The organism is Brevundimonas sp. GW456-12-10-14-LB3, assembly GCF_059424365.1.
Window position 1 is genome coordinate 1 of sequence record NZ_JBWKZJ010000006.1, and the last position, 21,601, is coordinate 21,601.

Genomic DNA, 21,601 nt, shown 5'->3' on the forward strand with positions numbered 1-21,601 from the left:
CTGGCGGGTCGAGCGGACGCGGGCCAGGACGGGGAGGGCGGACGCAGCGGCCTCGACGAGGGTGGCCTCGTCGCCCAGCCAGTTGGTCTCTTCCAGCGTCAGAGACGCGGTCAGCAGGGCTTCGCGCGGGCCGACGACGACGCGGCGGGTTTCGGGCTCCAGCCTGACGACGAACAGGGGCTCGCCCACCGCGACGTTCAGGCCCCGGCGCTGGCCGATGGTGTAGTCGGTGATGCCGGCATGGCGTCCCAGCACCCGACCGTCCATGTGCACGATCTCGCCGGCCTCGCGCCCTTGCGGGCGCAGGCGGTCGATCAGGGTGCGGTAGTCGCCGGAGGGCACGAAACAGATGTCCTGGCTGTCCGGCTTGGCGGCGATCTTCAGCCCCAGTTCGGCGGCGACGCCGCGCACCTGGGGCTTTTCCAGATCGGCCAGCGGAAAGCGCAGATAGTCGAGCTGGTCCTGGGTGGTGGCGAACAGAAAGTAGGACTGGTCGCGCGAATGGTCGACCGCCTTCCTCATCTGCGAGCGATTGCCGACGGCGGCGCGGCGGACGTAGTGGCCCGTGGCCATGGCCTCGGCGCCCAGGTCGCGGGCGACGTCCAGCAGGTCGCGGAACTTGACCGTCTGATTGCAGCGGATGCAGGGAACCGGGGTCTGGCCCTTCAGATAGGAGTCGGCGAATTGGTCGATCACCGCGTCCTTGAACCGGCTCTCATAGTCCAGGACATAGTGGGGGATGCCTATGGTCTCGGCGGCTAAACGGGCGTCGTGGATGTCCTGACCCGCGCAGCAGGCGCCCTTCTTCTTCAGGGCCGCGCCGTGGTCGTAGAGTTGAAGGGTCACGCCGACGACGTCATAGCCCGCCTTGTGCAGCAGGGCGGCGACGACGGTGGAATCGACCCCGCCGGACATGGCGGCGACGACGCGCGCCCCGACCGGCAGGCCGACCGCCGCCCGAGCGCTCTCGACCGCCGCATCCATGTCAGTGCGGCGGATGTCGGGAACGGGGCAGAGATCTTCGACCAGGGTCATGGCCGCCATTTAGTGCGGAACCGGCGCGATTTCGAGGCTGGGAAACGAAAAGGGCCGCATCCGTCGCCGGACACGGCCCTCTTCGTCTTCGGGGAGAAGCCTTAGGAGCGGTAGCTCTGGATCCGCGTCGTGCGCAGGCCCTGCATGCCCCATTTGTCGATGGCCTTCTGCCAGGCGAGGAATTCTTCCGCCGTCAGGCGGTACTTCGCCAGGGCGTCGTCCAGGCTGAGCAGGCCGCCGCGAACGGCGGCGACGACCTCGGCCTTGCGGCGGATCACCCACCGGTCCGTGTTGGCCGGGGGCAGATCGTTCAGGGTCAGGGGCGTGCCAGTCGGTCCGACCACGTATTGTTCGCCTTTGCTATTCAGGCGTCGCTCTTGCAACATGGGCTTATGCCTCTTTCACCATCACCGTAGTGAGATGACTGTAGGCCTGCCCCTCTAAGGTCGGTTTAAGCGTCGTGGTGAAGGAACGGATAAAATCCGACCTCGCCAGAGGGACTCTGTAAACCTTGCTTGAGCGACGATTCATTAGAACTAACGGTTACTTACTGGCCGATCAGCGTTTGATGTTGATCAGTTCAGCGAGCATTTCGTCCGCCGTGGTGATGATCTTGGACGAGGCGGAATAGGCGCGCTGGGTCGTGATCAGGCCGGTGAATTCCGCCGACAGATCGACCGTGGAAGACTCCAGCTGCTGGGCGGCGACCTTGCCCGCGCCGCCGGTGCCTGCGGCCTTCAGATTGTAGGTGCCGCTCTCAAGGCTGACCGCATAGGCGTTGCCGGACACCTCCTTAAGGCTGTCGGGGCTGGGGAAGGTGGCGATGGCGACCTGGGCGATCCGACGCATCACGCCGTTGTCGAAGATGGCGGTGACGAAGCCGCCCTCGTCGATGGTGATCTCGCTCAGATTGCCGAAGGCCGTGCCGTTGGTGACCGTCGATTGGACCACCGAGGCGGTGTTCAGCTGGCTTAGGCCGCCCGCGGAGGTGTTCAGGTCCAGGGTCACGGTCTGGGCCGCGATGCCCAGGCCGTCGGCCCATTTGACCTTGCCGTTGTCGCTCGGATCAGCGGGGTCGATCGTATTGTTCGGATCGGATTCCAGGAAGTTCAGGCTCGCCTGTTCCGGATCGTCGAACAGCCCCTTGCCTGCGGGCCAAGCCTGCATGGTCTCGATATCCAGGCGGCCTGAGGGGGTGAAGGCGATAAGGCCGGTCTTGATCTGACCGTGGGAGTAGGGCGCGCCGGTGACGACGTCGCTGGCCGGCACGGCCACCACTTCCGCATACCATTGGTTCGGTTCGGCGCTCTTCAGGAAGCGGATTTCCAGGTTGCGCTGGCCGCCTTTCGAGTCCGACACCGGGATGTTCATCTTGAAGTCCGGCTTGACGCCCACCGGATTGTCGTCCTCGGCGTTGTACATGGCCATGGAGTTGGCCGAGGGGTCGTACTTGGTCTTGGCCACGCCGTCCGTCGACATGCCGATATCGGCGAAGTTGATCGCGAAGGGCGTGCCCGCGACAGGCGGCGTGCCGCTGGTCGGGGTGATGGTGAGGGCCGTCGCGGTTGCGGTGGCTGAACCGTTGCTTCCCGCAGTGGGGGTGAAGCCCGTCAGGGCGCCGGCGGCGTAGGTCGCGGTGCCGGTGATCTTGGTGATGCCCGTCTTGATCGTCACCTGATAGGTGTTGGCGCCGGTGCGGACGTAGGAGACGTCCACATCATGTTCGACCGGCGGGGTGGCGGCGTCATCGACGCCGTTATAGCGATTGGCGGCGGCGGCGGAGGAAACCGTCTGGGTCGAACGCAGATTGGCGTTGATCTGAACCCGGGTCGTCGGTTCGGCGGTGCCGCCGACCTGGCCGATGTTGATCGAGCGCAGGCGCGACAGGTCGGACGGATCGGTCGAGATGTCGCCGTTCGAATCCACCGGCCAACCCTGCAGATAGAGGCCGGCGCTGTTCTTCAGATAGCCCAGATTGTCGACCCGGAAGGCGCCGGCGCGGGTGAACAGGCGGGTGTCGGTGGCGCCGACGTTCTCGGCCTGGGTGGTGGTGACGAAGAAGCCCTGGCCGCTGACGGCCAGGTCGGTGTTCTCGGTCGTCCGCTGAAGCTGGCCTTCCTGGCTCACGAAGGAACGGGTCGCCGACATCACGCCGCCGGCGGAATAGGAGCCGCCGGTCCGGGTCTGGCTGTTGACCAGGGTCTGGAACTCGCCCTGCGAGCGCTTGTAGCCGACGGTGTTGACGTTGGCGATGTTCTGGGAAATCGCCGCCAGGGCGGCGGAGTTGGCGGCCAGGCCGGACACGCCGGCCAGCATTGCGCTGTTCAAGCTCATGAATACGCTCCTTGAATGGAAGTCATCGGGAAGGCGGCGGAGCGCATCATGCGGCCGCCTCCTCGGTCGGGACGTCCGGCTTCTCCGTATCGTCATTGTCTGCGCGATCCGTGATCTCGTTCAGCGAAATCACGGTCGAAAGCGGAAGGATGGAATCGCCGATCACCAGATAGGGGGCGCCGTCGTACATCTCGACGCCGGTGACGCGACCGCGGATCAGGGCCTGGCTTTCGACGGCGGCGCCCGCCTCGTTGGTGGCGCTGACCTTCAGGGTGTAGACACCGCCGTCGTCCAGCTGATCGCCCTGGGTCGTCTTGCCGTCCCAGACGAAGTCGTGCAGGCCCGTCGTCTTGTTCGGGGCGTCGCCTTCCCAGACGACCTTGCCGGCGCTGTCGACGACCTGCAGCTTCGCGCTCTCGGCGTTGGAGGCCAGTTCGTAGCTCCAAGTCGCCTTGCCTTCGTCCAGGGTGGTGGCGGTCCAGGCGGCGGTCACCTGTTTGCCAATATAGTTGGCGGCGTTGTCCAGGCCGCCCCCCGTCTGGGCGGCGACCAGGCTTTTCAGCAGGTCGTTGGTCAGCAGTTGCTGCTCGACGCCCGCCATCTGGGTCAGCTGGGCCGTGAACTCATTGGAATCCAGCGGCGACAGCGGGTCCTGGTTCTTCATCTGGGTGGTCAGCAGGGTCAGAAAGGTCTCGAAGTTCGAGGCCATCATCGCCTTGCCGCTGTTCAGGCGGCCTTGGGCGTCGACGGAAGAAATCGCGGTGGCCATGTGTCAGACCCTCACATCGACGCGGTCGCGCGTCTGGGAATGGTTGGTCCAGGCGCCCGGAGGCGGCGAGACGGGGAGATCGGTCTCGGCGGTCAGCCGGGCGGCGCCGGTGAATAGGGCCTGGCGTTGCTGGTGCTGACGCTCAAAGCCGCCGCCGGACGAGGAATCGCGCTGAGTAAAGTCGAGGGAGTCGTTCGACAGTTGGAAACCGGCGTCCTGAAGCTGGCGACGCAGTTCATCGGCCCGGCCGCGCAGTTCGGCGGCGGCGGCGGGATTGTCGAACGCCAGTCGAGCCGCAAGTTGGCCGTCGGACCCGATCTCAAGGCTGACGTCGACCCGCCCCAGATCCTCGGGCGTCAGAACCATGTCGAACCGCGTCGAGCGGCCTTCCAGCTTGCGCGCCATCTGGGCGGCCAGATGGGCCGTGGTTTCGATGGTGGCGTGCGAGAGGGCGGAGGCGGACGGCGCCGGACCCGATCCTGCGAGGGTCTCCGCAGCGTGGGCCGTCTTATGCCCTTCGATCGGCGTCGCCGCATCGGAGGGGGCGGGAGGAGCCGACGGAACGGCGGCCTCGGCCGACGCCGCAGCGGCGGGAGCCGCGGTCTGAGCCGAGGACGAAGGCGAGGATGGCGCCGCCGGCGCGGCCAGGGCTGAGGCCGCAGCCGTGTCGGCGTTAGACAACGAGCCGGCCGGGAGCGCCTCGGCCGAGGCCGGCGTGGGAGACGACTCTGCCGCCGGACGACGCTGAGGCGCCGGTTGCGGCGTCGGCTGCGGTGACGTGGAGCCGGCCTTGGCGAGGCTGTCTCGGGACGCCGCCTCGGCGGTCGCAGGCGTCGCGGCGTTCACGGACGTCTGCGCCGTCTGCTCTTCGGCGGGGACGGCCGCCGTTTCGATCGCTGCGATCGCCTCCAGGGCATCGGCCGCCGTCAGGACGGACGCGACGATCGGAGCCGCGGGCGACGCCGGCGCTACTGCAGGCGCAGGCGTGATCGCCGGGCGAACCGTGACCTTGACGTCCAGTCGGGTCGGGTCGATGTCGGGTTTCGCCCCAAAGTCTGGAGCGAGGCTCTGGACGGGGGGCGTCGCGGGCGATTGAGGCTTGGCCTCTTGAGCGACCTTGGCCCCCGTAACCGTAGGCTGTTCTGCGACCTTGGCCTCGAGGGGCGGGGGCGAGGAAGAGCTGGAGGCGAGGTCCGGCGTCGGCTTCATCGTCGCGCCATGTTCGATAGAGGCGGCCGCCTTCAGGGCCGTGGCGACGTCTGACGACGTCTCGGGCTTATCGGACGAAGGCGTCTTCGTGACGGAGACGGTTTCCATCGCGGCAGTCGGCGCTGTTTCAGGCTCGGCCTTCAATGCGACGTGAGCGATCGTCGATTGGACCGGCGCAGCGGGCGCGGCCTGGGTCGCCGACTGCGGGGCGGTCGTCATTGGCGTGGACGCGTCCTCTGGCCCGGCTGCCGTGCCGGCGGTCTCGCCGCTTACGTCGCCAGTTGCAGCCGCCTCTTCTTTGTTTGAGATCGACGGGAAAGAGACCAAGGACGCCGCCGGTTCGGCTGAGACGGTCGCTTGATCGACGCTGATCTCGGCCGTGTCGCCGGGCTGAAGGACCACAGGCGGCGGGGCAATCGGCGCCGGCGCAACCGGCGCAATCGGCGGAGCCGCGAGCGCCGCTTCCGTGTCGGACGCGGGCTCGACGGAGGCTTCAGGCAAGACGGGCGCGGGCGTACCGCCTGATGCCTCGGCGACCACGGGGCCGGGCTGAGCGGTCGCCGTCTCGACGACAGGGTCAGCGGTCTGCGCCGCGTCCTGTTCTTCCGCCATGACGACCACCAAGGACAGAAGCGTCGCCGCACGGTGGGCCGGTTCGACGGGCGTCGCCTCGGTCTTGCCCACGGCCTGAAGCACGTCCCCCAATTTCGAAGAGAACAGCCCAGCGGTTTCGTCGGTCACAGCGCCGGACGCAGCCTCTGGCGCTCCGGTCGAAACCGGAAGCGGGGCGGCGAACAGGGCGGATGCAGACGGCATGAGGGCGCAGGCGGCTTTCAGATGGGGCGGCGCCTGCTGCGCCTGGTGATTCCGTCAGCCCGTCGCAAGCCTCAGGCCAGTTCTTCATTCCTTGTTTTGTAAAGAAAAATCGCGCTCGCCCTGCTCGTGTCGCTCATCAGCCTGGGCCTTTCTTGCCGTGCTTTCGCCCCTTTTTGCCCGGCGCCGATCGCCGTGAGGGCGCTGCAAGCTTACGGCGCGCCCGGTCGGCGCCGCCGACACAGCCGCAGTCTGGCCTGACCCTTGCGCCGCATCTTCACCATGAAGTCTGTGCTGTCAGCTATGTCGTTTAAAAACAACGCTCTCCCTGGGCGTCGTCAATGCGTCGCCAGGCAAGATTTGCGCGCGACGGGGCAGGGGCTGCCGGGCGCCGGGTCGCCCGAGGCGAAGGGGATGCGTCCATGTCGCTGACGTCCATCATGAATATTGCGACGTCGGGCCTGCAGACGGCTCAGGCTCAGTTGCGGGTCACGTCGGACAACATCGCCAACGTCAACACCGCCGGCTATGTGCGGAAAGTCGTCGATCAGACTTCGGCGGTAACCCAGGGGCGCGGCGCTGGCGTCGACGCCGCGCGCGTTCGGCTGGCGACGGATCGCTTCCTTCAGGCCGCAGGCATGGCCGCCAAGTCGGATGCGGCGCGCGAGACCGTTCGCTACGAGCTTTACGATCAGATCCAGACCCAGTTCGGCGACCCCAGCGGCAACGGCGGCTTCTTCGCCGACATCGACAAGCTGTTCGCAAGCTACGCCACCCTGGCGGAAAGTCCGACGTCGTCGGCGGCGCGTCAGGACACCGTCTATAAGACCCAAGCTCTGTTCAATGAGGCCGCCGGCATCGCCGCCCAGATCCAGTCGGCGCGGCAGGAGGCGGACGGGCGGCTGCAAAGCGCGATCGAGACGGTGAATCCGCTACTGGAACAGATCGATACGCTGAACAAGACGATCTCGGCCGGGTCGATCATCAATCAGGACGTCACCGGCGCTCAGAACGCGCAACAGACGCTGATTAACGAGCTGTCCAAATATATGGACGTCAAGATCGAGCAGCGGCCGAACGGCGGCGTCACGGTGCGGACGGGCACCGGCATGACCCTGGTCGGCGACGGGCACGCCACCCTGTCCTATCAGGCGGCCGGCACGGTCGACGCCACGACCGCCTTCGCCGACATCATGATCACCGAGCCCAACGGCACGCGCTGGCCGCTGCTGGACGGGGTGTCGTCGGGTGAGATTCGCGGACTGATCGATCTGCGCGACACCGATGCGCCCAAGGCCGCGGCGCGGCTGGGCGAGCTGACGGCGAAGCTGGCCGATGAGATGAACCGCGCGCACAACGCCCACAGCAGCGTGCCGGCGCCGGCCAGTTTGAACGGGCGCAACACCGGCCAGTCGCTCGAAAACGCGCTGACGGGCTTCACCGGCAGCACCACCATCTCCGCCGTGAACAGCGCCGGGGTGGTGCAGGGGTCGGCGACGATCGTCTTCTCCGGCGCCACCATGACCATCAACGGCGTCGCGGCTGATCCGACCACCTTCCTGGCGACCTTGAACGCTCAGCTGGGCGGAACGGCCACCGCCACCTTCTCGGACGGCCGTCTGAGGCTGGAAGGGCAGGGCGGGAACGGAGTGGCCGTCGCCGACGACGCCGCGACGCCGAGCGCAAAGGGCGGGCGGGGCTTCTCCCACTGGTTCGGACTGAACGATCTGGTCAGCACGACCACGCCCACCTTCTATGAGACGGGTCTGACCCTGGCCTCGCAACACGGCTTCGACCCCGGCGAGAGCCTGACCTTCCGCATCGGCAGCGAGACGGGATCGCGTCTGCGCGACGTCACCGTGGCTGTGCCCGCCGGGACGGGCACGATGGGTGAGCTGCTGACCGCCCTGAACGATCCGGTCACCGGCATGGGACGCTACGGCGCCTTCAGCCTGGACGCCGCCGGCGCGCTCAGCTTCAGGGCCTATGACGGCGGCACGACGATGAGCATCGTCAAGGACGCCACCACCCAGGCGCCGTCGGGCCTGTCGATGTCGCAGCTGTTCGGCCTGGGCGGGACCGGGGCGACCCGCGCCGGCGCATATTCAGTGCGCAGCGACATTCAGCAGGATCCGGGCAAACTGGCCCTGTCCCAGTTCAATCTGTCAGCGGCGGCGGGCACGGCTGCGCTGAGCAAGAACGACGGGCGCGGCGGCCTGGCGCTGGCCGACGCCGGCAAGAAGAACGTCAACTTCGCCGCCGCCGGCGGTATGGGCGCCGCGACCAAGACGGTTTCGGCCTATGCCGCCGATTTCGCCGGCGACATCGGCGCCAAGGCGTCTGCGGCCAAGACCCGCAGCGAGACGGCCGAGGCCCTGGCGAAGGAGGCCGAAAGCCGCAGATCCTCCGCCGAGGCCGTGAACATGGACGAGGAACTGGTCAATATGACCACCTTCCAGCAGGCCTATAACGCCTCCGCCCGCCTGATCCAGGCGAGCAAGGACATGTACGACACCTTGATCGGGATACTGAGATGACACGTGTCGCCACTCATGCGGGCTATCAGTCGGCCCTGTTGAACCTGATGAGCGCCCAGAGCCGGGCCCAGCAGGCCCAGGAGCGGATCGCCAGCGAAAAGATCGCCACCGACATGGCGGGCTACGGCCGCAGCGCCGAGCAGTTGACGACCCTGACCGCGACCCAGGAACGGCTGGAGGGCTTCATCGGCGCAGGCCAGAGCGCGGCGGCGCGGCTGGACGCGCAGGACCTGGCCATGGGGCGGATCTACGAAGGCGGCGCCGGCGCGCGCGAAGCCATCGCCAACTCCCTGGCGGCCGGCGGCGTGACCAATCTGATGACCGAGCTGCAACTGCACTATCAGACCATCCAAGGCGGGCTGAACGCTCAGCATCAGGGCAGCTATCTGTTCGGCGGCGGCAACAGCGACGACGCTCCAGCGACCGCCTCCACCATGGCTGATCTGGCCGCCGCTCCCTCCACGGCCTCGACCTTCGCCAATGACACCCTGAAACAGAAGTCGCGCATCGACGAGAACACCTTGGTCGAGACGGGCTTTGTGGCCAGCGAGCTGGGCGGCGGTCTGACGGACGTGTTTCGCACCATCCAATCCTACCAGAACGGCAATGCTGTCGTCATAGACGGCGTGACCTATACCCCCGCCGCGCCCGGTTCGATCACCGGCAAGCCGACCGCTGAGGTAGAGGCCTTTTTGAAGGCGACGCTGAAGGCTCTGGACGCCGCCAATACGGAAGTCACCAACCAGACCGCGAAGAACGGACTGGTTCAGAACCAGGTCAAGTCCGCGCTGGACGCCCATGAGTCGCAGAAGATCGCCTTGGAAAAGCTGATGAACGACAAGACGGGCTATGATCCGGCCCAGGCGGTCACTGATCTGCAGATGGCGCAGGTCGCGATACAGGCGTCGGCCCAGGTGATCAACACGCTGCGCAGCACCTCCCTGCTTGACCTGCTCCGTTAAGCCTTCCCCAAAATAGATTTAAAGCCACGCTGGACGGCGTCGCCGATTGGAACGTATCATGAACATATGGCGCGTCTCGATCTCCGAAAGAAGCTGTCGATCCTTGCAGATGCGGCCAAGTACGACGCCTCCTGCTCGTCGTCGGGGACGTCGAAGCGGGATTCGGTCGGCGGCAGGGGGATAGGGTCAACCGAGGGCATGGGAATCTGCCACGCCTATACGCCGGACGGGCGCTGCGTCAGCCTGCTGAAGATACTGCTGACCAATTTCTGCATCTACGACTGCGCCTATTGCATCAACCGGGCCTCGTCGAATGTGGAGCGGGCGCGGTTCAGCGTGGACGAGGTGGTGGACCTGACGCTGAACTTCTATCGCCGGAACTATATCGAAGGGCTGTTCCTGTCGTCGGGGGTCATTCGCAACAGCGATTATACGATGGAACAGCTGGTTCTGGCGGCCAAGACCTTGAGAGAGGTCCACGACTTCCGCGGCTATATCCATCTGAAGCTGATCCCCGAGGCGGACCCGAAACTGGTGGAGATGGCGGGGCTTTACGCCGACCGGCTGTCGGCCAATATCGAACTGCCGCGCGACGAGGCCCTGGCGCGGCTGGCGCCCCAGAAGGACGTCGCGGTCATCAAGAAGGCGATGGGGCAGGTGCGGCTGGGCGTCGAGGCGGCCAAGCCGGGCAAGCGCGACAAGATCAAGCCGCCCAGGTTCGCACCGGGCGGGCAGAGCACTCAGCTGATCGTCGGCGCGGACGGGGCGCCGGACACCGAGATCCTGGACCGGAGCGCCTCGCTCTACGGCGGCTATGGTTTGAGGCGGGTCTATTATTCGGCCTTCAGTCCGATCCCCGACGCCAGCTCGGTCCTGCCGCTGTCGAAGCCGCCGCTGATGCGCGAGCACCGGCTGTATCAGGCGGACTGGCTGATGCGCTTCTACGGCTTTTCCGCCCCCGAGATCGGGGAGGGGACGGCGGGCGGAATGCTGGATCTGGCGGTCGATCCGAAACTGGCCTGGGCGTTGAACCGGCGTGAGCAGTTTCCCGTCGATGTGAACCGGGCGCCGCGCGAGATGCTGCTGCGGGTGCCGGGCCTGGGGGTGAAGGCGGTGGACCGGATCGTGTCGGTGCGGCGGTATCGGACGCTGAGGCTGGAGGACGTCGGGCGACTGACCCGATCGGTGGGCAAGGTCCGGCCCTGGATCACCGCGCTGGACTGGACTCCGGGCAGGCTGACCGATGCGGCGGATCTGAAGGCGCGCGTATCGACGCGGGCGCCGCAACAGTTGAGCCTGTTCTGATGCGGACTGCGGTCTTGGCGTCCGAAACGGACTTCGACGGGTGGCGGACGGCGGCGCGCGAAATGCGGCTGGCGGGAGTGGAGCCGGCGGCGGCGCGGTTCGTGGTCGAGGGGGCGGCGGCGTCGGGGCAGGGCGGCTTGTTCGACGAGCCAGCTCGTTTTTCTCACTCGCCCCCCACACTTCATCATCCTCGCCCTTGTGGCGAGAATCCATACGCCGTGACGAAGAGGGGGGGCACGCTGGCGACACCGGGAGTAGGGATTCTCGGGACAAGCCCGAGGATGACGGATTTGGGGAATCGCGAACGGGCGGAGTCTGGCTTCTCGGCGCCCGCCGCCTTCGTCGACCTGGCGCGCGAGGTGATCCTGCATCGGTCCGCCGACCGGTTCGATCTGTTGTACCGGCTGCTGTGGCGCCTGCGGGACGAGCCCGATCTGATGAAGGTGATCTCCGACCGGGACGTGGCCGAGGCGATGGAGCGGGCCAAGACCGTCAGTCGGGCCTCGCACAAGATGAAGGCCTTCGTCCGGTTCCGGCAGGTCGAGGATGGGCGGGGCGAGGCCTGGGTCGCCTGGTTCGAGCCGCCGCATCGGGTGCTTGAGAAGACCGCCCCCTTCTTCCAGCGCCGGTTCCCGACCATGCGCTGGTCGATCCTGACCCCGGACGGCTCGGCGTTTTGGGACGGGGAGCAACTGGCCTTCGGCCCGCCGGCCACCCGCGACATGGCCCCGGCCGAGGACGAGATCGAGGAATTCTGGAAGACCTACTACGCCTCGACCTTCAATCCCGCCCGGCTGAAGGTGAAGGCGATGAAGGGAGAAATGGCCAAGGGATACTGGAAGAACCTGCCCGAGGCGGCGCTGTTCCCGGAACTGGTGGCGGCGTCGTCGGTTCGCACCGATGTCATGGTCGCCAAGCCCGCTCCCGAACCCAACGCCCGTTTCTCCCGGGCCATCGCGCCGGATCTGCACGCCGGGCGGCCCACAGCGGATGCGGTTCCCGATGATCTGAGCGAGGTCGAGCGCGGGGTGCAGGCCTGTCGCCGCTGTCCCCTGTATCGCGACGCCACCCAGGGGGTCTGCGGCGAGGGCCCCAGGGGCGCGCGGCTGATGATCGTGGGCGAACAGCCGGGGGATCAGGAGGATCTGGCCGGCCAGCCCTTCGTCGGCCCCGCCGGCGGGGTGCTGGACGCCGCCCTGGAAGAGGCGGGGATCGAACGCGCCGATGTCTATGTCACCAATGCGGTCAAACACTTCAAGCATGAGCCGCGCGGCAAGCGAAGGCTGCACAAGACCCCGAACGCGGGCGAGGTCCAGGCCTGCCGCTGGTGGCTGGACGCCGAGCGTCGCCTGATCCGCCCCAGGCTGGTGCTGGCCCTTGGGGCGACGGCGGGACTGGCGGTTCTGGGTCGCAAGCCGGCCGTGACGAAGGAGCGGGGGCAGGCCCTGACTCTGGAGGACGGTTCGGCCGGCATGGTCACCGTTCACCCCTCTTATCTGCTTCGCCTGCCGGATGCGGATTCGCGGGCGGAGGCGCGTCGCGGATTCGTCGATGATCTGATCGCCGCGAGTCGGCTTATAAGCCGGTCCTAGAACCAAACCGGGTCGGCGGCGTTTTAACACGCCGCCAGCGTGGCGGCTGGAGGGGTGATGAGGCGCGCAGGTTCGACACAGTGCACGGGGAAAGCACGGCGCCAATGTCATCGCACGTTGACTAAGGTCCAAGGCTTCACCATTAGCCGAGGCGGGATTTCGGCTGTTCCTTGCGCGGCTTGGGAGCGTTCGAAGGCCTTTCTGACTGCCGGGGCGCGATGAGCCAGACCGATTACGAAATCACGGATGCGGGCGGCGGCGCGGCGAAGCTTCGTCTCATCGGCGACTGGACGACGACGGCCCTAGGGCGGCTGCCGCAGCGACTGGACAAGGATCTGAACGGGCGGAAGATCGAGAGCCTGGACACCCGCGACCTGGGCCGGTTCGATACGGCCGGCGCCCTGGCCCTGGTGAAGGCTTCGCAGCACGGCGTGCCGAAATCGGCCTGGGCGGACCGACCCGAGGCCGGGCGCATCTACACGATGATCGAGGCGCTGGAGCGCAAGAGTCAGCCGCCGCCTCAGAGACCCAACGCCTTCACCCGCAGCTTCGCCAAGATCGGGCGGGGCGTTGACGACTTCGGTCAGGAGGCCATGCTGTCCCTGGCCTTCCTGGGTCGGTTGATGGCGGCGGTGGTCGAGGCCGCCAAACATCCGGGCGGCATCCGCTGGCCCGCCTGGGTCAGCCAGGGCGAGCGGGCCGGGCTGGACGCCATTCCGATCGTCATGGTGACGAACTTCTTCATCGGCGCGGTGGTGGCCTTCATCGGCGTGGACCTGCTGACCGACTTCGGGGCGCAGGTGTTCGCGGTGCAGCTGATCGGCGTGGCCATGTTCCGCGAGTTCGCCGTGGTGATCGCCTCGGTCCTGCTGGCCGGGCGGTCGGCCTCCGCCTTTGCGGCCGAGATCGGCTCGATGCGTATGAACCAGGAGGTCGACGCCATGCAGGTGATGGGCGTCAATCCGTTTCAGGCCCTGGTGGTGCCGCGCTTGGCGGCCCTGGTGCTGATGCTGCCGCTGCTGACCTTCACGGGCATGATCGGCGGCCTGATCGGCGGGCTGATCGTCTGCTGGAGTTCGCTGAACCTTGGGCCGGCCTTCTTCTTCCAGCGTCTGGTCGAGGACGGCAGCATGGCCCAGCACATGATGGTCGGTCTGGTGAAGGCGCCGGTCTTCGCCCTGGTGATCGCGGCCATCGGCTGCCGCCAGGGCATGTCGGTGGCGGGCGACGTCGAAAGCCTGGGGCGACGAGTGACGGCGGCCGTGGTGCAGGCGATCTTCGCCATCATCCTGCTGGACGCGGTCTTCGCCCTGATCTTCCTGGAGCTGGACATATGACCGACGCTCCCCAAGCCAAGACCGAGACCCTGATCGAGGTGCGCGGTCTGCTGAGCCAGTTCGGCGAACGCACTATCCATGAGAATCTGGACCTCGATCTGGAACGCGGCGAGGTCCTGGGCGTGGTCGGCGGGTCCGGCGCGGGCAAGACGGTGCTGCTGAACACCATCATCGGCCTGAAGGAGCCCGAGGGCGGGTCGGTCAAGGTGCTGGGCTATGACCGCGCCACCCTGACCAGCGATGAGGCGGCCGACATCGAGCGCAGGACCGGCATCCTGTTCCAGCAGGGCGCGCTGTTTTCGTCGCTGAGCGTGCTGGAGAATGTGGCGTCGCCCCTGGTCGAACACACCAAACTGCCCAAGGCCGTCATCTATGAGCTGGCCGAGCTGAAGATCGCCATGGTGGGTTTGAAACCCGAACACCATCATCTGAAGCCCGCCGAACTGTCGGGCGGGATGAAGAAGCGGGCCGGTCTGGCGCGAGCCCTGGCCCTGGACCCCGAACTGGTGTTTCTGGACGAGCCCACGGCCGGGCTGGACCCGATCGGAGCGGCGGCCTTCGACGAGCTGATCCGTCAGCTGTCCGACGACCTGGGCCTGTCCGTCTTCATGATCACGCACGACCTCGATAGCCTGTACGCCATCTGCGACAAGGTGGCGGTGCTGGCCGACAAGCGGGTCGTCGAAAAGGCCACGGTGAAAGAGCTGGAAGGCTCCGATCATCCGTGGATCAAGGAATACTTCCTGGGGCCGCGCGGTCGCGCGGCCGTCAAGGCGGCTTGAGGAGAGCCAGGTATGGAAAGAGACGCACACTACGCCGCCGTCGGCATCGCCACCGTCGCCCTGCTGGCGGCCCTGGCGGTGTTCACCATCTGGCTGGCCCGGCTGCAGTTCAACAGCGACTATGACCTGTACGACATCGTCTTCTACGGGCCGGTCAACGGCCTGTCGGAAGGGGGCGAGGTGCATTTCAACGGCATCCGCGTGGGCGAGGTGACCGACCTGAACATCGACACCAAGCGCGGCGACCAGGTGATCGCGCGGGTGCGGGTTGACGCCTCCACCCCGGTGCGCGTGACCTCGCGCGCCCAGCTTGAGCCGCAGGGGATCACGGGTCTGAACTATATCCAGATCACGGCCGGCTCGCCCAACAGCGCCCTGCTGAAGGAACAGTACCCCGACAATGTCGTGCCCGTGCTGCAGAGCCAGCCGTCGCCGATCGCCGAGCTGCTGAGCGGCTCGGGCACGGTCCTGGCCCAGACGGTGGACGCGCTGAACCGGATCAACCGGGTCATGTCCGACGACAATATCCGCAGCTTCTCGACCAGCGTGAAGAACGTCGAAGCCCTGACGACCGAGCTTGAGGCGCGCAAGGCCATCTTCGCCGAGCTGGAGGAGGCGATAAAGAACGCCAACGCCACCATTCTGGAATACCAGGGGTTGGCCGCCGACATGCGGGCCGTGGTCAATACCGACGGCCGCGAGGCCATCGCCAACATCAACCAGGCCACGGCGGAGGCGCGGGTCGCCATCGCTTCTGCCAATCGCTCGATCACCGGACTGGAGCGGCCTCTGGGCGACTTCGCCACCTCCAGCCTGCCGCAGCTGAGCGGAACCATCGAGGAACTGCAGGAGGCGACCCGGTCGCTTCAGGCCCTGATCGACGACGTCCGCGCCAGCCCGCGAGACTTCATCGGGAAACCGCAATCGAAAGAGCTGGAGGTGCAGCCGTGATCCGTTCCCTGGTTCAACTGGGCGCCGTCGCCGGCGTCGTGGTCTCGCTGAGCGGCTGTTCGCTGCTGTCCACGCCGGACCCGGTGCAACTGTATCGGTTCGGTCTGCCCATGGATGCGCCGTCCGCCGAGGGCGACACGCCGGCCCCCCTGTCGGTGTCGATCCGGCGCATCGAGTTCCCGGAGGCCAGCAGCGACGACCGGATCCTGGGAGTGACGGGCACCGAGACAGCCTATATCGGCGGGGCGCGCTGGGTGTCGCCGGCTGCGACCCTGTTCGACGACAGTCTGAAGGCCGCCTTCGCCAATCGGGCGGATCAGATCCGGGTGCTGGGCCGCCGCGAGCCGGGCACGCCGCCGCTGGTCCTGCAGGTGACGGTCACCACCTTCGAGGCGCGTTACGCCGCGCCGGGCGCGACGCCGGATGTGGTCATCACGGCCCGGGCCCAGCTGCGCTCGACCCCTGAGCGCCGAGGCGAGGGCGCCATCCGGCCGGAAGAGGGGCGCTCGGTCGAACGGGTCTTCACCGTGACCCAGCCGGCGAGCGAGAACCGGGTCTCGGCCATCGTCGCCGCCTTCGATACGGCGACGCGCGACATCAACACCCAGATCGCCGACTGGACCATCCGCTCGGCGCGCTGAGGCCGAGGCTTCAGCCGAAGAGCAGCCGGCCGCCCAAGGCGCCCGAGACGACGAGGACCGGCGCCGCCCAGCGGCCCTTGGCGAAGAAGGCTGCGACCAGGGCGACGAAGAACAGCAGGCCCGCGCCCCACAAGGACGGGGCGCGCTGGGCGGTGGACCACATCAGCTGGACGGCCGTGGCGGCGATGACGCCCGTCACCGCCGCCGCCACCCCGGCGAGGGCGCGGTGCAGAGGCGGGTGGTCGACGACCGCCTCCAGCCGTTCGAACAGGATCATCGAAAAGGCGAAGGCGGGCAGGAACATTCCCGCCGTCACCGCCAGGGCGCCGGCCCAGCCGCCCGCGAGATAGCCGACGAAGGTTCCGAAGATCACCAGGGGGGCGGGCAGGACGCCGGCGACGGCGACCCCGTCCAGGAAGGCGCCGTCCGAGATCCAGCCCCGCCCCACCGTGTCGGCGCGCAGATAGGGAATGGCCGTATAGGCGCCGCCGAAGGTCAACAGGCCGCCCTTCAGTCCCGCCAGGAAGAGGTCCAGGCCTCCCGCCGGCGCGCCCGTCGGTTGGATCAGGGGCGTAGAGAACGCCCCGTCGCCGCGCAGGAAAACGGCCAGAACGACGGCGGCGACGGCGAGGCCTGCGGCGATCCAGGGCCGACCGCCGAAGGCGTAGACCAGACCCCCGGCGACCAGGGGGATCCAGAAGGGGGCGCCGATCAGGCTGGCGGCGCAGGCGAAGGCCGCGACCAGCCACAGCAGGCGATCCTGAAGCGCATGACGTCCGATTCGCCGCACGGCCCAGACGATCAGGGCCAGGACCACGATCTGCATGCCCAGGAGCGGGCCGGCCCAGGCGGCGCTGTCGGCGACCAGCCGCCCGTAAGCCCAGGCCGCCGCCAGCATCAGGAGCAAACCGGGCGCCATGAAGCCCAGGCCCGCCAGCAGGCCGCCGAGACGGCCCCGCGCCATCATGCCCATGTGGACGCAGAGCTCGTGCGCCTCCGGGCCCGGCAGGGCCTGCATGACGGCCAGCAGGCGATTGAACCGGGCGCCGGACATCCAGCGCTCGCGCTCCACCAGGTCGCGGCGGATCATGGCGATCTGGGCCACAGGCCCGCCGAAGGCCAGGAGGCCGAAACCGAGGAATTTCAGGAAGAGGGCCGCCAGGGACAGGTGGGGGACCTGGGGTTCCAGTTCATCCACGGCGCTGGCCTCCGAGCAATCGCGGGGGCCGGGTCAGCCCGCCTTCAGCGCCTCGGAGACAGTATAGGCCGCCTCGGTCTTGGCGGCCACCTCGTCCAGGCTGACGCCCTCGGCCAGTTCGATCAGCTCCAACCCCGCGCCGTCCGGCTTGACGTCGAAGGTGGCCAGGTCGGTGATGATGCGGCTGACCACGCCCGTTCCGGTCAGGGGAAGGGTGCAGGATTTCAACACCTTGGACTGGCCGTGCTTGTTGGCGTGCTCCATGACGACGACCACCCGCTTGACGCCAGCGACCAGGTCCATGGCGCCGCCCATGCCCTTCACCAGCTTGCCGGGGATCATCCAGTTGGCGATGTCGCCGTTCTGGGCCACCTCCATGGCGCCCAGGATGGACAGGTTGATGTGGCCGCCGCGGATCATGGCGAAGCTGTCGGCGCTGGAGAAGTAGGAGGACTCCGGGATCTCGGTGATCGTCTGTTTGCCGGCGTTGATCAGGTCGGGGTCCTCGTCGCCCTCATAGGGGAAGGGGCCCATGCCAAGCATGCCGTTCTCGGACTGGAGCGTCACGGTCATGCCGGCGGGGATGTAGTTGGCGACCAGGGTCGGAATGCCGATGCCGAGGTTCACATAGAAGCCGTCCTGCAGCTCCTGGGCGGCGCGTTCAGCGAGTTGTTCGCGGGTGCGGGGCATTATGCAGTCTCCCGGCTGCGGACGGTGCGCTGTTCGATGCGCTTCTCGGATACGGTCTGGACCAGGCGGTCGACATAGACGCCCGGGGTGTGGATGTGGTCGGGGTCCAGAGAACCGACGGGGACGATCTCCTCGACCTCTACGACGGTGACCTTGCCGGCCGTGGCCATCATCGGGTTGAAGTTGCGGGCGGTCTTGCGGAAGACGAGGTTGCCGCGCTCGTCGGCCTTCCAGGCCTTGACGATGGACAGGTCGGCGACCAGGCCGGTCTCCATGACATAGTCGCGGCCGTTGAAGTTGCGGACCTCCTTGCCCTCGGCGACCAGGGTGCCGACGCCGGTGGCGGTGAAGAAGGCGGGGATGCCGGCGCCGCCGGCGCGGATGCGTTCGGCCAGGGTGCCCTGGGGGTTGAACTCCAGCTCCAGCTCGCCGGCCAGATACTGGCGCTCGAACTCCTTGTTCTCGCCGACGTAGGACGAGATCATCTTGGCGATCTGGCGAGTGCCCAGCAGCTGGCCCAGGCCGAAGCCGTCGACCCCGGCGTTGTTGGAGATGACCGTCAGGCCCTTGACGCCGCTGTCGCGCAGGGCGGCGATCAGGTTCTCGGGGATGCCGCACAGGCCGAAGCCGCCGGACATGACCGTCATGCCGTCGAAGGTCAGACCCTCCAGCGCGGATGTGACGTCAGCGTAGATCTTACCCATCGCTCTCCCTCTTTTCATCGCCTGATGAATATCGGCGTGTTGGGCCACGCCTAACCCGGCGCGGACGACAGGGCAAGCGGGGGATGGTTCGCCCGTTCGGCCGTCCGCAAAAAACAGTGTCCGAACTGTCCGGACTGTCCGATTTCCCCTCGAGACGCGCGACCTTCGGAGAGGTGGGGAAGGGCAATCCAGGCGGCAAGGGAGGCGCAGCATCCGCAAGAGGCCACCGGGCGTATGATTTTCGAAACCGCCGCAACCGCCGATCAGAGCCTCCGATGAACCTGACCAATGTCGCGATCCGTCAGTTTCAGGACGCGCCGTTCCCGGACGTCATCACCCGCCCGGCCATCGACAGCCTGGTGACGGAGGCGCGCAGGCGGCTGGACAAGGACGGCCCGCACGACGAAGCCGCCTTCGCCGCAGAAATGGCCCGGCGCGCCATCGCCGAACACGCCGACGCCGCCAACGCCCAGCACTACGAACTGCCGCCCGAGTTCTTCCGCCTGTGCCTGGGCGAACGGCTGAAATATTCGTGCTGCCTATATCCGACGGGAACGGAGACGCTGGACCAGGCCGAGGTCGCGGCCCTACTGGAAACCTGTGCCCACGCCGATCTGGCGGACGGGCAAACCATTCTGGAAATGGGCTGCGGCTGGGGCTCGCTGTCGCTGTGGATGGCCGAGACCTATCCTCGGGCGCGGATCACGGCGGTGTCGAATAGCCACGGCCAGCGCAAACATATCGAAGGCGAGGCCCGAGCGCGGGGGCTGACCAATCTGACGGTCGTGACCCAGGACATGAACCGGTTCGACACCGACCAGAGGTTCGACCGGATCGTCTCGGTCGAGATGTTCGAGCATATGGCCAACTGGCGCGCCCTGCTGACCAAGGCCAAGTCCTGGCTGAAACCGGATGGGCGGATGTTCATCCACGTCTTCACCCACCGCGACGCCCCTTATCGGTTCGACCACACTGACAGCGGCGACTTCATCGCCCAGCATTTCTTCACCGGGGGGATCATGCCCAGCCGCGGACTGATCCGGCAGTTTCCCGACCTGTTCGCGGTCGAGCAGGAGTGGACCTGGAACGGCGGCCATTACGCCCGCACCGCCAATCACTGGCTGGCCAATATGGACCGCAACGCCGGGCGGGTCGCCGTGCTGATGCGCGAGACCTATGGGGCGGACGCCAAGCTTTGGACCCGGCGGTGGCGGCGCTTCTACCTGGCGACCGCCGGTCTGTTCGGCAACGACGGCGGCCGCACCTGGGCGGTCAGCCACTATCGCCTGAAACCGGCCTGAAAACCCGTCTGAGGAGTTTGTCGTGATCAAATATGTCTTCGCCTATCTGGGCGCCGGGATCACCTTCGCGGTGATCGACGCTGTCTGGCTGACCACCATGACCAACCGCTTCTACAAGCCGGTGTTGGGCCCGATCCTGGCCGAGAAGCCGGACATGAAGGCGGCCGTGCTCTTCTATCTGATCTCGATCGCCGGGACGGTCTTCCTCGCCATCGCCCCCGCCTTGAAAGAGGGAAGCTGGACCAAGGCGGCGATCCACGGGGCGGTCCTGGGCTTCGTCGCCTACGCCACATATGACCTGACCAACCAGGCCACCCTGGCCGCGTGGCAGACCAAGCTGACCGTCGTCGATCTGATGTGGGGCACGGTCCTGACGACGATCTCGGCGACGGGGGGCTATTTCGCCGCGCGCTGGGCCGAGGGGCGGTTCGGCTGAAACTTCCGTTCGCCTGACAAGAGTCAGCCATGGCGCCCGGCGCATGTTAAGCTATAGGTAACCGCTTTACGTCGGAGGGGCGCCCCACTTTGCGTGTCGGCATAAACGGACTGACCTGGGCGCTGGTCGTCGGGGTGGTGATCGGCCTGGCCCTGACGCCGGACGGGCGCGGCTGGCTGCGTCATCCCACCCTGATGCTGGGCGGATCGGCCGTCGCCTCGGCCAGTCCGCCTGAGAACCGCGCGCCTTCGCCCGAAACCGCCGCACCGCCCGACGCGCCGACGCCGGCCGTTCAGCCCCTGGTCACGCCCTTGAAGGCGCGACTCGCTGAGGGGCGTCTGAGCGTGGGGGTGTTCGGCGATTCCATGGCCGACGGCTTGTGGGCCGCCCTCTATCGCGATCTGAACCACCAACCCGGCGTGACGGTGACCAAGTTCAGCGAGGTCTCCACCGGTCTGTCGCGCTACGACTATGTGGACATTCAGGCCAAGACCGAGCGCCAGCTGCGCGAGACCCCGGTCGATGCGGCGGTGGTGCTGTTCGGCACGAACGACGCCCAGGGCATCAGCCTGGACGGGGTGATCCACGACTTCGGCACGCCGGGCTGGAAGGCCGCCTACGCCAAGCGGATCGACGACCTGGTCGGCCTGCTGCGCGCCAATGACGTCGCCGTCTATTGGGTCGGCCTGCCCAAGATGAAGCGCACCGGGTTCGACGCCAAGATGGCCGTGATCAATGCGGTGGTGCGCGAGCGGATGAAGGCTCTGAGCGTGCCCCTGATCGAGACGTCCGCCCTGACGGCGGATGCGGCGGGCGACTACGCCGCCTATCTGCCCGGCCCCAGCGGGCGGCCCCAGCTGATGCGCGCCAATGACGGCATCCACATGAGCATGGCCGGCTATCTTCGGATCGCCGCCCCGGTGGCCGAGCGGTTGAAGCGCGACGCCGGCCTGATCGAGGTGAAGACGGCCGATCCGCGGCTCGACACCCCGCCGACCGGCTGAT

19 protein-coding genes are annotated in these 21,601 nt (G+C 67.2%); 11 read left to right on the forward strand and 8 right to left on the reverse strand.

The annotated features are described in order from the left end of the window. The 5 genes from mnmA to AC07XS_RS04230 all read right to left on the reverse strand — a co-directional run. On the reverse strand, positions 1-1,044 hold a 1,044-nt coding region (gene mnmA / locus AC07XS_RS04210), incomplete at its 3' end, for a tRNA 2-thiouridine(34) synthase MnmA (protein WP_182713716.1). A gap of 92 nt (positions 1,045-1,136) precedes the next feature. Continuing rightward, positions 1,137-1,421 (reverse strand): CtrA inhibitor SciP, encoded by a 285-nt coding sequence (gene sciP, locus AC07XS_RS04215; RefSeq protein ID WP_054765220.1) that lies wholly within the window; start codon positions 1,419-1,421, stop codon positions 1,137-1,139. Positions 1,422-1,593: 172 nt separating this feature from the next. Continuing rightward, positions 1,594-3,369, reverse strand: coding sequence for a flagellar hook protein FlgE (flgE, locus tag AC07XS_RS04220; RefSeq protein ID WP_054765221.1), 1,776 nt, complete (start codon positions 3,367-3,369; stop codon positions 1,594-1,596). Between the two features lie 46 nt (positions 3,370-3,415). Next, a complete protein-coding gene (locus AC07XS_RS04225; protein ID WP_054765222.1) occupies positions 3,416-4,138 on the reverse strand; it encodes a flagellar hook assembly protein FlgD in 723 nt (240 codons plus the stop codon). Between the two features lie 3 nt (positions 4,139-4,141). Continuing rightward, positions 4,142-6,163 carry a flagellar hook-length control protein FliK gene (locus AC07XS_RS04230; protein WP_287396397.1) on the reverse strand — a complete coding sequence of 674 codons (2,022 nt, stop codon included), beginning with the start codon at positions 6,161-6,163 and terminating at the stop codon, positions 4,142-4,144. A gap of 419 nt (positions 6,164-6,582) precedes the next feature. On the opposite strand from AC07XS_RS04230, the gene flgK reads away from it, so the two are divergent. The 8 genes from flgK to AC07XS_RS04270 all read left to right on the forward strand — a co-directional run bounded on the left by flgK (position 6,583) and on the right by AC07XS_RS04270 (position 16,267). Beyond that, complete coding sequence (gene flgK, locus AC07XS_RS04235; RefSeq protein ID WP_182713715.1) at positions 6,583-8,697, forward strand: flagellar hook-associated protein FlgK; 2,115 nt, start codon at positions 6,583-6,585, stop codon at positions 8,695-8,697. Further along, positions 8,694-9,659 (forward strand): flagellin, encoded by a 966-nt coding sequence (locus AC07XS_RS04240; protein ID WP_152949832.1) that lies wholly within the window; start codon positions 8,694-8,696, stop codon positions 9,657-9,659. Before flgK ends, AC07XS_RS04240 begins: the two co-directional genes overlap by 4 nt. Positions 9,660-9,725: 66 nt before the next feature. Then, positions 9,726-10,964 (forward strand): putative DNA modification/repair radical SAM protein, encoded by a 1,239-nt coding sequence (locus tag AC07XS_RS04245; protein WP_182713714.1) that lies wholly within the window; start codon positions 9,726-9,728, stop codon positions 10,962-10,964. A 281-nt stretch (positions 10,965-11,245) separates the two neighbouring features. Next, positions 11,246-12,556 (forward strand): UdgX family uracil-DNA binding protein, encoded by a 1,311-nt coding sequence (locus AC07XS_RS04250; RefSeq protein WP_182713713.1) that lies wholly within the window; start codon positions 11,246-11,248, stop codon positions 12,554-12,556. A gap of 218 nt (positions 12,557-12,774) precedes the next feature. Beyond that, positions 12,775-13,893 (forward strand): MlaE family ABC transporter permease, encoded by a 1,119-nt coding sequence (locus AC07XS_RS04255; RefSeq protein WP_182713712.1) that lies wholly within the window; start codon positions 12,775-12,777, stop codon positions 13,891-13,893. Beyond that, complete coding sequence (locus tag AC07XS_RS04260; RefSeq protein WP_054765228.1) at positions 13,890-14,675, forward strand: ABC transporter ATP-binding protein; 786 nt, start codon at positions 13,890-13,892, stop codon at positions 14,673-14,675. Before AC07XS_RS04255 ends, AC07XS_RS04260 begins: the two co-directional genes overlap by 4 nt. A gap of 12 nt (positions 14,676-14,687) precedes the next feature. Further along, positions 14,688-15,626, forward strand: coding sequence for an MlaD family protein (locus tag AC07XS_RS04265; RefSeq protein WP_182713711.1), 939 nt, complete (start codon positions 14,688-14,690; stop codon positions 15,624-15,626). Then, on the forward strand, positions 15,623-16,267 hold the full coding sequence (locus AC07XS_RS04270; RefSeq protein ID WP_182713710.1) for an ABC-type transport auxiliary lipoprotein family protein: 645 nt from the start codon (positions 15,623-15,625) through the stop codon (positions 16,265-16,267). The genes AC07XS_RS04265 and AC07XS_RS04270 overlap by 4 nt, the downstream gene beginning before the upstream one ends. 10 nt (positions 16,268-16,277) lie before the next feature. Here AC07XS_RS04270 and chrA read toward each other — a convergent pair whose 3' ends face one another. From chrA to AC07XS_RS04285, 3 genes are read right to left on the reverse strand one after another with little or no spacing between them, the layout of a single operon-like run. After that, positions 16,278-17,465, reverse strand: coding sequence for a chromate efflux transporter (chrA, locus tag AC07XS_RS04275; RefSeq protein ID WP_321207971.1), 1,188 nt, complete (start codon positions 17,463-17,465; stop codon positions 16,278-16,280). Between the two features lie 33 nt (positions 17,466-17,498). Further along, positions 17,499-18,155 (reverse strand): 3-oxoacid CoA-transferase subunit B, encoded by a 657-nt coding sequence (locus AC07XS_RS04280; protein ID WP_182713709.1) that lies wholly within the window; start codon positions 18,153-18,155, stop codon positions 17,499-17,501. Continuing rightward, a complete protein-coding gene (locus tag AC07XS_RS04285; RefSeq protein ID WP_182713708.1) occupies positions 18,155-18,859 on the reverse strand; it encodes a CoA transferase subunit A in 705 nt (234 codons plus the stop codon). The genes AC07XS_RS04280 and AC07XS_RS04285 overlap by 1 nt, the downstream gene beginning before the upstream one ends. A 275-nt stretch (positions 18,860-19,134) precedes the next feature. Between AC07XS_RS04285 and AC07XS_RS04290 the strand changes: the two genes are divergently transcribed. From AC07XS_RS04290 to AC07XS_RS04300, 3 genes are all read left to right on the forward strand, one after another. Further along, positions 19,135-20,160, forward strand: a complete 1,026-nt coding sequence (locus AC07XS_RS04290) for an SAM-dependent methyltransferase (protein WP_182713707.1) — start codon at positions 19,135-19,137, stop codon at positions 20,158-20,160. 22 nt (positions 20,161-20,182) lie between these two features. Continuing rightward, positions 20,183-20,596, forward strand: a complete 414-nt coding sequence (locus AC07XS_RS04295) for a DUF2177 family protein (RefSeq protein ID WP_054765234.1) — start codon at positions 20,183-20,185, stop codon at positions 20,594-20,596. Positions 20,597-20,685: 89 nt separating this feature from the next. After that, entirely contained in the window at positions 20,686-21,600 is a 915-nt protein-coding gene (locus AC07XS_RS04300) for a DUF459 domain-containing protein (protein WP_182713706.1), read from the forward strand. Position 21,601 lies beyond the last annotated feature (1 nt).